This window comes from Paenibacillus pasadenensis (genome assembly GCF_023715725.1).
Taxonomy (GTDB): Bacteria; Bacillota; Bacilli; order Paenibacillales; family Paenibacillaceae; genus Paenibacillus_O; species Paenibacillus_O pasadenensis_A.
In genome coordinates this window covers 171009-185939 of record NZ_JAMBOT010000005.1, presented here as the reverse complement: position 1 = coordinate 185939, position 14931 = coordinate 171009, and the positions used below count along the sequence as shown (strand labels likewise).

The 14931-nt window shown below is 49.1% G+C and carries 13 protein-coding genes; 3 read left to right on the top strand and 10 right to left on the bottom strand.

The features are described 5' to 3' along the window. The first annotated feature begins 21 nt into the window (after positions 1-21). Both M3223_RS14530 and M3223_RS14525 read left to right on the top strand, forming a co-directional pair. A complete protein-coding gene (locus M3223_RS14530; RefSeq protein ID WP_251562663.1) occupies positions 22-1752 on the top strand; it encodes a sensor histidine kinase in 1731 nt (576 codons plus the stop codon). A 1-nt stretch (position 1753) separates the two neighbouring features. Further along, the gene (locus tag M3223_RS14525) at positions 1754-3271 is read left to right on the top strand and encodes a response regulator (protein WP_251562662.1); all 1518 of its coding nucleotides are present in this window, start codon (positions 1754-1756) and stop codon (positions 3269-3271) included. A gap of 59 nt (positions 3272-3330) precedes the next feature. On the opposite strand, the gene M3223_RS14520 is transcribed toward M3223_RS14525, so the two are convergent. Both M3223_RS14520 and M3223_RS14515 read right to left on the bottom strand, forming a co-directional pair. Beyond that, positions 3331-4359: a LacI family DNA-binding transcriptional regulator gene (locus M3223_RS14520; protein WP_251562660.1), complete on the bottom strand. Its 1029-nt coding sequence runs from the start codon at positions 4357-4359 to the stop codon at positions 3331-3333. Between the two features lie 121 nt (positions 4360-4480). Then, positions 4481-4840 (bottom strand): winged helix-turn-helix transcriptional regulator, encoded by a 360-nt coding sequence (locus M3223_RS14515; RefSeq protein WP_251562658.1) that lies wholly within the window; start codon positions 4838-4840, stop codon positions 4481-4483. 170 nt (positions 4841-5010) lie between these two features. Here M3223_RS14515 and M3223_RS14510 point away from each other — a divergent pair, with 170 nt between their 5' ends. Continuing rightward, the gene (locus tag M3223_RS14510) at positions 5011-5904 is read left to right on the top strand and encodes an SDR family oxidoreductase (protein WP_251562656.1); all 894 of its coding nucleotides are present in this window, start codon (positions 5011-5013) and stop codon (positions 5902-5904) included. Between the two features lie 446 nt (positions 5905-6350). Here the strand turns inward: M3223_RS14510 and M3223_RS14505 are convergent, their stop codons facing one another. The 8 genes from M3223_RS14505 to M3223_RS14470 form a co-directional block, all read right to left on the bottom strand. Next, positions 6351-7583 carry a HAMP domain-containing sensor histidine kinase gene (locus M3223_RS14505; RefSeq protein WP_251562654.1) on the bottom strand — a complete coding sequence of 411 codons (1233 nt, stop codon included), beginning with the start codon at positions 7581-7583 and terminating at the stop codon, positions 6351-6353. Next, entirely contained in the window at positions 7583-8284 is a 702-nt protein-coding gene (locus tag M3223_RS14500) for a response regulator transcription factor (RefSeq protein ID WP_251562652.1), read from the bottom strand. The genes M3223_RS14505 and M3223_RS14500 overlap by 1 nt, the downstream gene beginning before the upstream one ends. Positions 8285-8308: 24 nt before the next feature. Continuing rightward, positions 8309-10708, bottom strand: a complete 2400-nt coding sequence (locus M3223_RS14495; protein WP_251562650.1) for an FtsX-like permease family protein — start codon at positions 10706-10708, stop codon at positions 8309-8311. Positions 10709-10733: 25 nt separating this feature from the next. Continuing rightward, entirely contained in the window at positions 10734-11414 is a 681-nt protein-coding gene (locus M3223_RS14490) for an ABC transporter ATP-binding protein (protein ID WP_251563008.1), read from the bottom strand. A 22-nt stretch (positions 11415-11436) separates the two neighbouring features. After that, complete coding sequence (locus M3223_RS14485; RefSeq protein ID WP_251562648.1) at positions 11437-12114, bottom strand: lipoprotein BA_5634 family protein; 678 nt, start codon at positions 12112-12114, stop codon at positions 11437-11439. Positions 12115-12394: 280 nt separating this feature from the next. Next, a complete protein-coding gene (locus M3223_RS14480; protein ID WP_251562646.1) occupies positions 12395-12955 on the bottom strand; it encodes a hypothetical protein in 561 nt (186 codons plus the stop codon). Between the two features lie 21 nt (positions 12956-12976). Further along, positions 12977-14392: an arsenic transporter gene (locus M3223_RS14475; protein ID WP_251562644.1), complete on the bottom strand. Its 1416-nt coding sequence runs from the start codon at positions 14390-14392 to the stop codon at positions 12977-12979. Between the two features lie 170 nt (positions 14393-14562). Continuing rightward, a complete protein-coding gene (locus M3223_RS14470) occupies positions 14563-14868 on the bottom strand; it encodes an ArsR/SmtB family transcription factor (protein ID WP_251562641.1) in 306 nt (101 codons plus the stop codon). Positions 14869-14931 lie beyond the last annotated feature (63 nt).

Sequence of the window (14931 nt, the reverse complement as noted above, 5' to 3'; positions counted from 1 at the left end):
CTCTACTCCGGAGGAACCAGCATGAAATTTCTAAAGCTACTGTGGCCGGAAAAATTCAAACATCGCTTGTTTGCTGCCGTTTTAATCTTTATTTTAGTGCCCGTATTTTTCATCCAGATCTATAATTATCAGCTGATTCAGCGGTCCGTTTCCCAGGAATTCAGTGAAAAGGCCGCCAAGCAGATGGGTGTTGTACAAACAACGTTTATCAGCGCAATTCAAAAGCTGTTTCTTTATTATATTTATTTGGAAAGAGATCCCGCGACGCATTTGGCGCTTACGGAGCCAGCAGCTGTGGATGAGTCGGAACGCACCGCTCTGTTATGGAGCGCTAACCGGCCGGCATCCCAGGATTTGCCTTCATTTATTAACGTCACTTTAGCGGACCGGTTTGGTCATATATATGAAAGCAACGAACAGATGATATCCAACAAGGATTATAAAACGTTTTTAAAACATCCGGGCTTCAAAGGGCTTTCTGCCGACGGGGACAGCTACCGTTGGGTGTCCGGCGATAAACTCTCGCTGTTTGGCGTATTAACGGACAATACAGGACAGCAATACGGTTTTCTGCGCATCGATTTTGCCTATTCCAGCTGGTTTAGCGATATATCGGATGATCTGCTGCTGCTGCAGAATTACGCTCTGCTCGATAAGGACAAGCGGCCGCTCAGCCCGTCGGAATCACTTCGCTCTATGAACGTGAGCCTGGTGCAGGCCATGATTGACGATATGGGCTCACAGCCGGTCATCCAACGGACCGACGAGCGGCATTCCGCTATTTTAACCGCCAGTTCGATCTATAACTTTGATTGGTATATCGTATCTTCGCTTCCGCTCAGCACGTACTTGGGCAATATGAAAGAAGTCAGGAATCAAAATATAGCGACATTTCTGCTTTTTTCGCTCATTTGCGTCGCCATAACGTTTATTATCGCCAACGCCGTCTCGCGTCCGCTCGCTTTGCTGCAGCGCAACATGGCAGGCTCCGCCGCTAAAGAGCTGCAAACCCGCGTGCCGGAGCGGCTGTTTAGCGGAGAGATGCGCGATTTGGCGCTTACGTACAATCAGATGATGGAAGACATTCAAGGTCTCGTCCATAAGCTCAAGCTGGAGGAAAGGCAAAAGGAAGCACTGCATTATCAGATGCTGATGGTGCAGATGAACCCGCATTTTCTGCTGAACACGCTTAATACAATCAAATGGAACGCGCTCGACAAAAACGACAGCGATACGGCGGACATTTGCATCGCGCTCGGCAAGCTGCTGGAGACGAGCCTCAATTCCGATTTGGAGCTGATCTACCTCAAACAGGAGATTGAGCTGCTCCGTGCTTACATGTATATACAGAACTTTCGATTCGACGGCCTGGTAGAAGTTGAATTCCATCTTCAAGAAGGAACCGAGCATGCGCTCATCCCGAAGCTCAGCTCTCAGCCGCTTGTAGAAAATGCGCTGAAACACGCCTTTCCCGATCTGAACGGCGAGGCCCGGATTATCGTTCGCGGGTATGCAGAGCATCAGACGTTAATACTCGAAATTGAAGATAACGGAATCGGCCTTACGAAGGCAGGAGAAACCGCACGCAAGGACAGCCGCAAAGGCATCGGGCTGGATAATGTGCGCCATCGGCTGATGCTGCTTTTCCGCAAGGACGGACAGCTCCAGCTGACTGACTCTGGCAACGGCACAATCGCCCGAATTTCGATTCCGCTGCTCGTTTCCAATCCCTATCAGTCGGAAGGTGATTAACTTGTGGAAGATACTTTTGGTGGAGGATGAGGTTTTTGTGCGCCGCAAGCTGCGTAAGCTCATTCATTGGGAGCAGCATGGCTTTACCGTTGCGGGAGAAGCTTCGGACGGCGTAGAGGCGCTGGATTTTATCCGCCGGATGCAGCCTGATCTTGTCATCACCGATATTATGATGCCGAACATGGACGGCCTGGAGCTGCTTAGGCAGGTGCGCAGCGAAGGAGTAGATTGCCGATTCGTCATGCTGACCTGTATGGGAGAATTCGAATACGCGCGCAAAGCGCTGGAGCTCGGGGCCAGCGGTTACGTGCTCAAGCTGTCCATGAGCATCGCTGAGATGGAGGATATGCTGCATAAAACAGGCAAGGAAATTGCGCGCAGCACTCAGCAGGAGCAGCTGGTGCTTGTCCGGGAATTTGACCGTTATTATCGTCAGCTGCGGGACGCTCTGTCTTTTGGAAATACCGGCAGCTCCCCTTCTGCTGCTTCTGCTGCGGCCGCGCCTGCTCCTCCGGCTTTTTATAACCGGGTATGTCTGATGTCCTTTCTGTCGGCGCAAATCAAGCTGACCGGCGAGACTGTGATCGAATCCGGAGACGTTGCATCTTCGTCCAAAATATGGACTGGCACCTATCATGCCGACGGTATTACGACGCTGTTTTTTTGGTCCAACGATGAAATAACGCTGCGGGCGAAGCCGTTGTCCCAATCCCCTGTTAAAGGAGTGTACGGCCAGTCCGTGTCCCCGTCTTTGCTGAGGGAGGAGTGGCTGCTCCAGCTCCAGCTCATCAATAAACGCTGGTATGAGGAGACGTGCGGGCTGGCGGATGCCGCAATGATCCAGGCCGGCGATGAAGATGCGGCGGCTTGGGGCAGCGTTCCTTTCACCCCTTCATGGAAAAAGGAGAAAGAAATTATTGCCGCCTTCGAGCAGGCTCGTCCGCAGGAGCTTCGAACGGCGTTATCCGCTTATTGGCAGGAGCTGAGGGAGCACCGAGTCCCGATTGCACAAGTCTGTCAGACGGCCCGGTCCTTGGACCGCATCCTGACGAACATTGCGGGAGAAGCCGTTTCGGCTGGCAATCTTCAGCCAGAGCAGGCGCGGTCACATGAAGAGCTGTTTAAGCGGCTTGCGGAGCGTGCGAATGGAATGATGGGCCAGATGTCGTCCGAAGCGGCGCGCCAGGATACGAACCATCCGGAAATCAATCGCATTTTGGACTATGTTGAGCGCCATTACGGGGAAAATATTACACTGAAGGGCATGTCCCGGATCGTAGCGATGGATGAGCATTATTTAAGCCGTCTGTTCAAGCAAAAAACCGGTGAAACCTTCATCTGTTACCTGCAACAGCTGCGCGTTAAAAAAGCGATGCTGCTGCTTAAGGAAACCGGACAGCCAATTAGCGAGATCGGACGCAGCGTCGGCTTCCCGAACGACAACTATTTTGTGAAGACATTCAAAAAATGGGGAGACGTTACACCGGGACAATACCGAAAAATGTCGCAGCAGGTATAAAAAACAGCCATTCTCCCAATGGGAAAATGGCTGTTTAACCTTGCGTAACTTAAATGAAGTTACGGCGTAAGCTCTCTCGAGCTTTCCCGCACAACGAGCTCCGGCTCAATAACCGTTAGCCGTTTCACTTTTTCCTTCATAATGAGCTTATGCAGCACCTGGAAAGCTTGGCTTCCCAACTGGTCCATCTGCTGCTTCACCGTGGTTAGCTCAGGGAATATGGATGAGGCCAGCGGAATATCGTCAAAACCTACAATCGTCATATCGTTCGGTATGGACAACCCGGCCTTGATGGCTGTTTTGATGGCGCCAACCGCCGTAAAGTCATTCACGCAAAGCACCGCTGTCGGGCGTTCCGGGGCGCGCAAAATCTCGTCCATGAGCCGCTCGCCGGCCTCCATCGTGAAGTCTCCGTACAGCACGCGCTCCTTCGGCACATCCAGATTGTTCTGATTCATCACCCGCTTGAACGCCCTCAGCTTCTGCGCACTCGTCGTCGTTGTGCTCATGCCGGCTATGTATGCAATATCGCGGTGCCCTTGTTCAATTAAGTACTGGGTAGCCATGGCGGCCCCTTTGCCTTCGTCGGTAGCTACGCGATGCAGCTCCGTCCCTGGCAGGTTGCCGTTCACGAGCACCAGCGGAATTCTCGCTGCTGTCTCGGCAACTTCCTCCACCAGCTCCGGCGTGCATTTGGTCAGGTTGATGCGGCCGCCCATAAAAATGATGCCGTCTACCTGCTTCTCCCGCAATATGTGCAAATACTGAGATTCCCGTTCATATTCCCCATGCGTGTTGCACAGAAAAAAAGTGAACCCCTTGCCGCGCGCCTCATGGTCGATGCCGCTGAATACTTCGGGGAAAAACGGATTCGTAATATCCGGCACGATGACTCCAATCGTTCCGGTTTCTTTTTTCAGCAAGCTGCGGGCAAGCGCGTTCGGCTGGAATTGATGCTGCTTGATCAGCTTCATAATTTTAGAGCGCGTGCTCGCTTTGACAGGAGCCGTATTGTTCAATACTCGTGACACCGTAGCCACGGATACCCCTGCCTCGCTGGCAATATCATAGATCGTCACTTGTTTCATCGTTGGCAGCACCTGACCTCACACATCCAATTTAGTTAAGCATATCAAATGTTACCTGGAATTAAAACGGTTTCATTCGTGCTGGACGGCTTGTTTGGTGCGTGAGCGGCGCTCTTTGATGTTATGAAGACGGCATGTCCTTGGGTACCAGGGACAGCTCCTTCCGTTGCTCTTTATAATACAAGCCCCATTCTTCCAGCTTCAGCAATACCGGCAAAAAACTGCTTCCCAGCTCAGACAAGGAATATTCGACCTTGGGAGGAATTTCATGGTAAACCTTGCGTATAATAAGCCCGTCCTCTTCCAGTTCGCGCAGCTGTAAAGTAAGCATCCGCTGCGTTACCTCTGGAAACACCCGCTTCAGCTCGTTGAACCGTTTCGGCCCGTGGTAGGCAAGCTGATTCAAGATAACAATTTTCCACTTACCGCCAATTAGCTTTACGGCCATCTCAACCGGGCACTCGGATTTGGGTTCTTGCATCGAACTCCCTCCTCCAATCAAGTATAAAAAATGATACTACATATAAAAAATGTGCGTACTTATAAAATTTTATTTTATTTACTACTATGGTTATATCACAATAACCCCGTTATTAACAGACGGACAAAACGATGACAGGTCGCTGGACCTTTACAGAAAGGGTGCTCAACATGAGTGAAAACAAAAAGAATGTATTAGTATATGGAGCAACAGGCGTGCAAGGAGGCGCCGTTGCCCGGAAATTGGTCGAGGCTGGCTATCAGGTATCGGCTTTAGCCCGTACCGAAGAGAAAGCGGAGCAGCTTCGCTCGGCGGGCATTCGTGCCGTAATCGGCGAGCTTGGCAATCCGCAGAGCTTGGCAACAGCTCACGACGGTATTCATATCGTTTACCTGCAGCTGCCTGTTCTATTCAACCTGGATCAGGTCCGCCAATTCATCCGCAACACTGTTGACGCGGCCAAAAACGCAGCGGTTGAGCTGCTCGTTGTGAACACAAACTCATTCGTTCCCGAGTCTACAACCAACGCTAAAGCTGTAGAGCTGAAGCGCGAGTTGAAGGAAGCGGTTAAACAAAGCGGCCTGCCTTATATTTTCCTGCAGCCGACGCTTTATTTGGAGAATCTGTGCATTCCGGGCATCGTACAAGGCAATGTGCTGGCTTATCCCGTTCCGTCCGGCATGCCGATTGCCTGGGTAAGCAATGAGGATGCCGCTCAGTTTGCCCTTTATGCGGTTAATCATCCTGAGCTGGCGGGTCAAACCATCCAGGTTCACGGCCCTGAAGCGGTGACCGGCGAACGCCTCGCCGAGCTCGTTGGCGAAGCGCTTGGCCGGAATGTCGGCTTCCACTCCCTCGCTGTATCCGACTTCGAAGCTGCGCTTGCACCATTTATGGGTGCGGAAAACGCAGACGGCTTGGCTTCGCTGTACACCTGGATCGGTGAAAACGGCCTGTCGATGCCGCGACCGGACAGCTCCCCGTCGGTTATTTTGGACGAGGTTGGCGGCACCCCGATCGCTGCTTGGCTCAAGGACGTAGTTAACAAGGGAATTATTCAATAAGCGCATCGGGCGGGCCGGGCCGGCAGCGGTGGCGGTCCAAGGATGCGGGGAATATTGGGTGAAAGCCAACTATGCCGCTGGATTTTCATCGGTAGTTCCGGCCTTCATCCGGCTCTAACACAACTGACAAGCGTTATTCGTACGTTTTAAGCAAGTTTCCGGCTCTAACACAACTGACAAGCGTTATTGGACGGTTTACGGGGTTAATTAGCATCATAAAGCTTAAATAAGGCGTCTCAGTTGCGTTACGATTTCAAAAGCGGCTTTTTGCATCGAATAAGCTTTCTCAGTTGCGTTAGACGGCTCTGGGTTGGTGGAGACTCGCGATTAATGGAACATAGCGCATGGCAACCATGAATCAGATACATTTCACCAGCTAACAAAAAAGCTTCTAAACCGCTCATAAGCGGATTTAGAAGCTTTTTACGTTCTTACGTTCAATGAAGTTAATATTTCATAAACGTAATCGTAAACTGCGTGTAGGACCCCCGTTTGCTTTCGACTTTAATCAACCCGTCATGGGCCTCGATAATCGACTTCGCCAGCGCAAGTCCAATCCCCGTTGAATCTTTTCGGGAATGGCTTGCTTTATAAAACCGTTTAAAGATATGCGGCAGATCCTTCTCTTCAATTCCTTCTCCATCGTCCCGAATCGTCAGCTCCGCATACATCGGAGTATCTCTCGCTTGAATGACGATCGTTCCGTTCCAGTTGGAATGCTCAATCGCATTTTTCACGATATTTGTCAGCGCTTCTTGGATCCATAACGGATCATGGACAAGCATAATTTCCCGTTCCGGCTTAAAATCAAGCTTAATTTGCTTCTCCGTCAGCTTGGCTTGAAGCTGGTCCAGTGCTTCTTCTACCGTGTCGGCCAAATTGAGCTTTTCCCGTTTGAAGGAGATTGATTTGGCATCGATTTTGGCTACTTTGAGCAAATTTTGAATGAGATGGTTCATCCGGGTTACCTGACTCTGGCTGACCGTCACCCATTGCCGCCGTCCATCGGATAACGGCTCGTTCAGCAGCATATCGTTATATACGGTAATCGTCGACAGCGGCGTTTTCAGCTGATGGGAGATGTCCTGAAGGATGTGGACGAGAAACCGCTTTTCCTCCTGCAAATCGTCCATCTTCTGCCGGATGATATCCCTCATAGAGCGGAAAGCTTCCGCCAGCTTGGACAAATCTCCTTCCCTCTCCTCGCTGATCGTAACGGAGTAGTCGCCTTCCACGATTTTTTTGGCAGCTCTCGTAACGCCGCGAATTTGATGAAAGAAATGCCGGTATTGAGCGTAGCTGAACCCCAGGAGCAGCAGCGCGCCCGCCACGAGCCCGGAGAAGAGGGCGAGAGCGTGATCGGCAAGCAGCCGGTTTAAAACAGGAAACAGCTTCGTATCCAGATCCTCGGTCAGCCCGTATTGCCGCAGAAGCTCCTTTCCCCGAAAGGCTGTTTCTGGGGCAGGCTCTGGATTTCCCATAATCGTATCCATAATTACGGCTTCGCTATCCGGGAACTTCTCTGTCAGCCGGGCAGCAATCATGCCGAAGGAGTCCACGTAATCGCTTCGCAGACGTTCCGAGAAAACGTTCATCAATATAAGCTGGTATACAAGCAGGAGCAGCATCATGAACGAAAGCACAGCCAAGTTCAGCCGAATTTCCGAATTTTTAAGCATTACTCCGAGTTCACATCCTTGTCCCATCGATAACCTCGTCCGCGCTGCGTCACGATAAATTCAGGCTGTTTAACGTCATCCTCGATTTTGTCCCTAAGCCGTTTGATATAGACCGAAAGCGTGTTTTCGTCAAAAAATAATACATCGTCCGCATCCGTAATGCTGCTAAGCAGCTCATCTCGGGTCAAAGTGCGGTGGGCATTTTTCATAAATAATAACAACAGCCTGTACTCTTGGCTTGTTAACAGCAGCTTACAGCCCTCTTTGAACACCTTGCCTCCCGCGGCCTCAACGGTTAAATGGCCTGACTTCAACACGAGATCCGGCAGCTCTTTCTGTTTTTTCCGCCGCAGCTGCACCTTCACCCTGGACATAAGCTCTTTGACCCGAAAAGGCTTAGTCACATAATCGTCCCCGCCTATTTCCAGTCCCATAACGACATTGGCTTCGTCATCCAGTGCCGTAAGGAAAATAACCGGGACCTCGCTTACAGCCTTGAATTCCCGGCAAAGATTATAACCGCTGCCGTCTGGAAGATTCACGTCCAGAATGGCCAGGTCAAAGATCTGTTGAGCGAACCGCTGCTGCGCCCCTTTGACATTGGTTTCACGGAATACACGGTACCCTTCGCTCGTCAGGGAGAATTCAATGGCCGGACCTAACGCCTCATCGTCTTCCACGAGCAGAATCAGCTCCGTCATTGCAAATTCTCCCTTCCATTTGGTTTATTCTTCGCGAAGAGCCTCGACAACATTGTCCCTGCTTATCGTGCGAAGCGGGAGCAACGTAGATAGATAACAGATGGCGAGCGATGCGATGAATGCTATCATACAGGACATATAAGGTGGTTGCCATTTCAAAGCATCGTTATTTTCAGCAGCCAGGGTAAACAAAATATAGGATAAAACAACGCCATACACGATGCCCTGCAGGCTTCCAAAGAAGCCGTAAATCAATCCTTCAAATCGAATCATGCTTTTCAAATCCCGCTGGGACATGCCGATTGACTTTAATGCAGCCAATTCCTTGCGGCGGTTAATGATACTAACGGTCAGCGTGTTCATAATATTAACACTGCCAATCAGCGAGATCACGATCGTAAATCCATTTACCAACACCTTTGTCAACAAGTCGGACGATTTTATTTTGTTGTTCCTGTCGATATGATCAAAAACGGTAAGGCTTGAATCCATGGTACGGATCGCTGCCGCAGTTTCGGCATGCTTCGTTTCATCGGCCAACTCCACATTAACGGCGGACGGCATAAGCTTCTCCACAAGCAATTTTTCGGCAACGGAGCGGCTCATCAATATGCTTTCATAATTGCTTTCATAAAAATACTTTGTATATTCCTCCGCATCCATAAGCGCAGCAACTTTCACGGTGTGAACGGTTCCTTCGCCAAATCTCGTCGTTGATTCGTCGTTTAATTGAATACGGAGAGACTCTCCGGCAGCGAATTGGCGAAACGTCCCGTTGCTTCCCTCGCCTGCAATAAGAATGACTCCGTTATCCCGCTGCGATTGCTCGAAATCAAACCGCCCTTTTAAAACTTCAGCCGTCTTCTTCATCGTCTCGTCATCAAAGATCGTGATGTTGAGCCGTGCGATAAAGGCTCCATCTGCATTGGCTGCGTCAATCGCCCGAGTCAGACCGTAGTTAGGTTTACCCTTAGGAACTTCCAGCCAAAAGGGGTTTTCGGAATATTTAATTTTTGTTTCTGAAATATTTGGAGTCAATTTTAATTGTTGAATGATCTCTTCCCTATGCTGCAGCTGAGACGTATTAGCAAACGTCACAGCCAGATCAGACGAAGGACTCTCCATTCTCTCCATTAGTTGAAGATTCAACAAATACGTAAACGTAATAAAAAGCACACAGCTGATGATAATGGATAGAATTGTGGCAGCATACCGGACGGGGCTCCGCTTGACGTTTTTCATAGCCAGACTCAGTACAAAGGAACGCGGCTTGCGGAAGCTCTTGCTGCGATTGCTGCGTTGGACTTTTTCCTTCGTAATGGCAAGTCTGCTGCTAATGGCCAATAGGGGAGATATCCTGCCTGCCATAATAGCCGGTATAAAGCCGGATAAAAAAATCGAGGCTAGCGAGATCAATACGCTGAAGAGTAATATTTTCCAATCCAAGGAAAACAACATATTTGCATCCGCCAGTTGATGTTTCAGGACTGCGTTCATAACGGCGATGGCTAACAAACATAGTGCAAGCCCTATTGGAATTCCGATTGCTGACATTAAAGTCGTTTCCCGAAATACAATGCCGCGTATTTGTTTTTTCGTGGCGCCGATGCTCCGAAGCATGCCAAATTGCCGCATTCGATCAACGATGCTGATCTGAAACGCATTGTAAATCACCACAATTGTGGAGACAACCACAATCCCAACGACAATCATTAACATGACATATAAGGAATCGTTACGGCTCGGCTTTAATAAAGTTAACACTTGATCTGGAACATTGACTTTACCGTTACCGACGATAGCCTTTAACTCCGCCAAGGTTTCGTCCAAATTGTACTTAGGGTTCAATTGAAGAAGAATGGAGCCTTCTCCGGAAGAAAATTGCTCCCCGTAGGTTAACACTCGGCCTACTTTCTTTTCCTGACTAAAATCTGCATTTTCCAGGATGCCCGAAAGCCTATAGGTTTTTCCATTAAATTGAAACGTCTCACCTAAAAAAAGTCCTTCTTTCAGATACGGAAGCACCCATTCTTCGACGGCAGCTTCATCGCTCCCAAGAGGCGCGTTACCTTCTTTAATGCCGTACTTCAAAAATTCGAGCGCCTGCCGATCGGCTTCATATAGAGCAAGCTTAACCGTGTTAACCGCTTTGTTATTCTTCTGCGACATACGGCCGTAGGCGCTTAGTTTCGGATTATGGCTTATTTTATTCAGGACATCATCGGTATAAGGCTGGATTACCGCATGGAATGATCCTCCATTCCGCTTATACGCATTTTCAAGCTGGGCCTGCTGCGCGCCCTTCATAAAAGATCCGATCGTGGCAATTAAAGCTACGGATAATACAATGCCGAGCAGCGTGAAAAGCGTGCGTTTTCGATTTGCTTTTAAATAACGGTAGCTTAATTGTTTGTAGCTGTTCATCTTTCTATCCCCTGTCTCCCCCCGGCTAGATCAACGATTGATCTGAAACGATAAGGCCGTCGGCAATGGTAATCACCCGGTCGGTATTGGCTGCAACCGATAGATCATGCGTAATGATAATGACAGTCTGATTGTATTTTTTGGCGGTATATTTTAGCAGATCCAGCACTTCCTTGGTGTTTTTAGTATCGAGATTGCCGGTCGGCTCATCAGCAAGAATAATGCTTGGCTTGTTCATGAGCGCTCGGCCGATCGATACCCGCTGCTGCTGTCCGCCTGAAAGCTCCGACGGCAGATGATTCCTTCTTTCCTTGAGCCCCAGCACCTCAATCATTTCATCCATATAACCTCGGTCCACAGCCTCATTGTCCAGCAGCGCCGGCAAAGCGATATTTTCCTCTACGTTCAGCACCGGAATAAGATTAAAAAATTGAAAAATGAATCCGACCTGTCTCCTTCTGAATATGGAAAGTTTGTTGTCGTCGAGCTGGTAAATTTCCTTGTCGCCAATGACAACCTTGCCTGAAGTAGGCCTGTCCAGACCTCCTAAAATATGAAGCAAAGTGCTTTTGCCTGAGCCGGAGGCTCCTACGATCGCCACCAGCTCGCCCCGTTTAATGCTTAGATTGACTCCCTGCAAGGCGTAAACCTGATTTTCCCCTTGACCGTAACTTTTGACGACATTTTCAATATGAACCATTTCCATCACCGATTGCTCTCCCTTTTGGTTACTTTACGTCAGCAAAGTTAACGTTTTGTTCGCTGCCAGGATAAACCTCATCGATCTGCTTCTGGATGGCGTAGATCTTATTTTTGTCGTTTTTGTAGTCAAATTTGGAACCTTTTAGTTGAATGACGGAGAGAATCGTCTCTTCCAATTTTATTTTTTGATACAAATCATCACGTACAATCAGCAGATTTTGGTTTCCATTTACAGGACGGTAACCGATCCAGGAATGAGGCTCAACTTTTTTTACTGGAATAATCTGCCCCTCCAGCTCAATTTCCTTCGTATCAAGATTGCTAAAAAGCAAATTATCCTCGCCCTTCAGTTCAGGCATCGTTTTTCTGGGATTGGAAATGATGGAGCTGCCTGCTGGATCTTTTTGCTGACGAATTAATTCTTTCTCCAACAGCTCCGTCACAGTTGTTTTACTGATCATGACAAAGAGCTGTTCTTCCCTCTCTGTACCGGTGACCGCCTTGATTCGCTTGTACTTGTATTCCATCGTTCTTTTTGTCTCGTCCTTATACAGCTTTTTAACCGCCGCCACATTCTGCTCGGTTCCGCTCACCAGAAGGCTGTCCGCAGGCTGCGACGGCCCGTCTATATATTTTTTGGCGCCGTATCCTATCCCGACCAGCACCGCCAGTGTACAGACAAACCAGGCTAACTTTTTAATCATATTTTTTCCTCCTGAGGTTTTTTTATTTTGAATTTGTTTTCTAACGACATCCTTATCTTATCCCGCAGCGAGCCATAACTTAATGACTGCTGCCTAACAGTTGCAGCCCGTTTATTACGGAATAGTAAGATAGCGGAAATAACAAAAAACCGGCCCTATTAGGACCGGTTCAAGCGGGGCTGGTATTATATGAGAAATTTAGACGGATGGTTTGTTAACAACGAATGAATAGAAGATAACAAGGAGCCCTTGGACTGAACAAGCCGGTCCAGTAAACCGTTCACTGCAGCTTTCCAACCGGCCTCAGAAACTTGCTCATCAGAGTATTTGAAATAATCAGCCCCTCTTCCCCAGAAGCTGCGGGAGCTGAAATAAGGTATCTATTATCCAAGTTCCAGGACTGGCTCCCTTTCGCAGGGGTATTTAAAAGGAGAGTTACCTGGCTGAAATCTTTGTTAGCGAACAACAGATGCGAATGGTGCGTCAAAATCCCTTTGGTAGCCCCATTTTCGTTATAAGTATAATAAGAGTACATCATCGAGCCCCAACCGTCCGATGAAAAAGGAATTTCCAGTTCCCGCTGATCTAGAGGAACCGGGATTTTTTCCCCTGCGATAGAAATTTCCCCTTTGAATACTCTGTCGCCCTTCAAGCTCGTGCGCAGCACACCTTGAATGACCACAGTCGACGGTTCCGTCCCCGACTTTGCTCCTTCGGCGCCTGCCTGATACTTAACCCCAGACAGCTTTACATCAATCGTACGGGGATATTTCAAATATGTGATCCAAGCTGCGCCAGCAATGACGATGATCAAGCTCAGGGATATGATCCACTTTTTCATTTACGGCCGCCCTTCATAGTGCTAATGATGAAGATCGGACTTGTTTTTAACTGCCATCCTGGCTTGAAGCTTATGAAACGCAATAAATGCGGCAGTGCATAATCCCGCAGCAGCACCGATGACAGCCCAGACGGATACCGCATCGGCGGCGATAACCCGCAGCCATACATATAAACCGAGCAAAGCAATGAATAACGTGGGCACCGTCAAAATAACGCCTATTTTAATATAATAGCCCCAGCGGATTTTAACCCCTTTTTGCGAAAGAACATGCAGCCATAACAAGGTTGCGAGAGACCCAATCGGGGTCATCTTTGGGCCCAGATCAGAGCCGATTACATTGGCATAAATGAGAGCTTCCCGCAGAATGCCTTCCGTTGAAGTTCCGTCGATGGCAAGCGCGTTAATCATAACGGTCGGCATGTTATTCATACCGGAGGACAGAAGAGCAGCGGCAAAACCGGCGCCTATCGTGGCAACGAACAAGCCTTGTTCACTAAGCCATTGAAACACTTTGCCCAGCTCATCGGTAAGCCCCACATTGCGCAGCCCGTACACGACCACATACATGCCAATGGAAAAAATAACGACAGCCCACGGCGCTCCTTTGACAACCTTCCACGTATGAATCGCATCGCTCTGTCTGGCGAATAATAGAAACGCTATCGATGCCCCGCCCGCAATGACGGATACCGGGACATGAATCGTTTCGCTGAACAGATAAGCGATGAACAGCACGCCGAGTACAATCCAGGAAAGCCGGAACAAACGGACGTCCTTAATCGCTTCCTTCGGCTGTTTCAGCTGTGTCATGTCATATTTCGCCGGTATTTCTTTGCGAAAGCATACAAACAGCACGAGCAAGCTGGCCGCGATGGAGAACAGCGTCGGCACAATCATCCGGCTCGCATAATCGATGAAGGTAATTCCGAAATAATCCGAGGATACAATGTTCACCAAATTGCTGACTACGAGCGGCGTTGAGGCCGTGTCGGCAATAAATCCGCTCGCCATAATAAAGGGCAGAATCATTCTGTCTTCGAATTTTAATGCCCGAACCATCGCCAGCACAATGGGCGTCATAATCAAAGCTCCGCCGTCATTCGTAAAAAATGCCGTTACGGCTGCGCCTAGCAAAATCGCACATCCGAACATCAGTCGGCCGTTGCCGCCCGTAAACCGCGCCATATGCAAAGCGGCCCATTCAAAAAATCCGATTTCATCCAAAATCAAGGAAATCAAAATAACCGCTACAAACGTAAGCGTAGCGTTCCAAACGATAGCCGTTACGTCCCAAACATCGGACATCGTGACGACACCGCAAAACAGCGCCAGCACAGCCCCTCCGGCTGCCGACCAGCCGATGCCGAGTCCTCTCGGCTGCCAGATGACGAGTGTTAGAGTGATGAGAAAAATAGTGAAAGCGATGACGGACATAGCGGCATTTAGTCTCCTGTTCAACCAAGTTAACATTCAGCAACTCGATTATAGGGCCAAGCAACGCTAGAAGTAAACCATGATGGCGGAACAAAATCAAACCAGCCGAGCCCGTACAAAAGGCTGGCTGGTTTGAGTAAACGGGGAGTAAATATTATGTGATGAAAAAATTACAATCCTCCTTTCCCTATGAGCTCGGCAAGAGCACGAATGGTTGCTTCGTTTCGTTTGTAGTAGGTCCACTGACCGATACGCCTGACTTCGACCAAGCCCGCTCGCTGCAGAGTTGCAAGATATTCCGACACCGTTGACTGAGACAGTCCGACGCCTTCTTGAATACTGCTGACGCAGACTCCCACCGTATGAACGTCGCCTTCATCCTGCGGAGGGAAGTGTTTCTCGGGATCCTTCAAACCTTTCAAAATTTCAAGGCGTGTGCGGTTTGAGAGGGCTTTGAATATTTCGAGTAAGTCCATAGCTTGATTGTATCGAATTTTACCGATATGTCAATTCCGAGCGGCGCGGATGTCTGCCTTGCT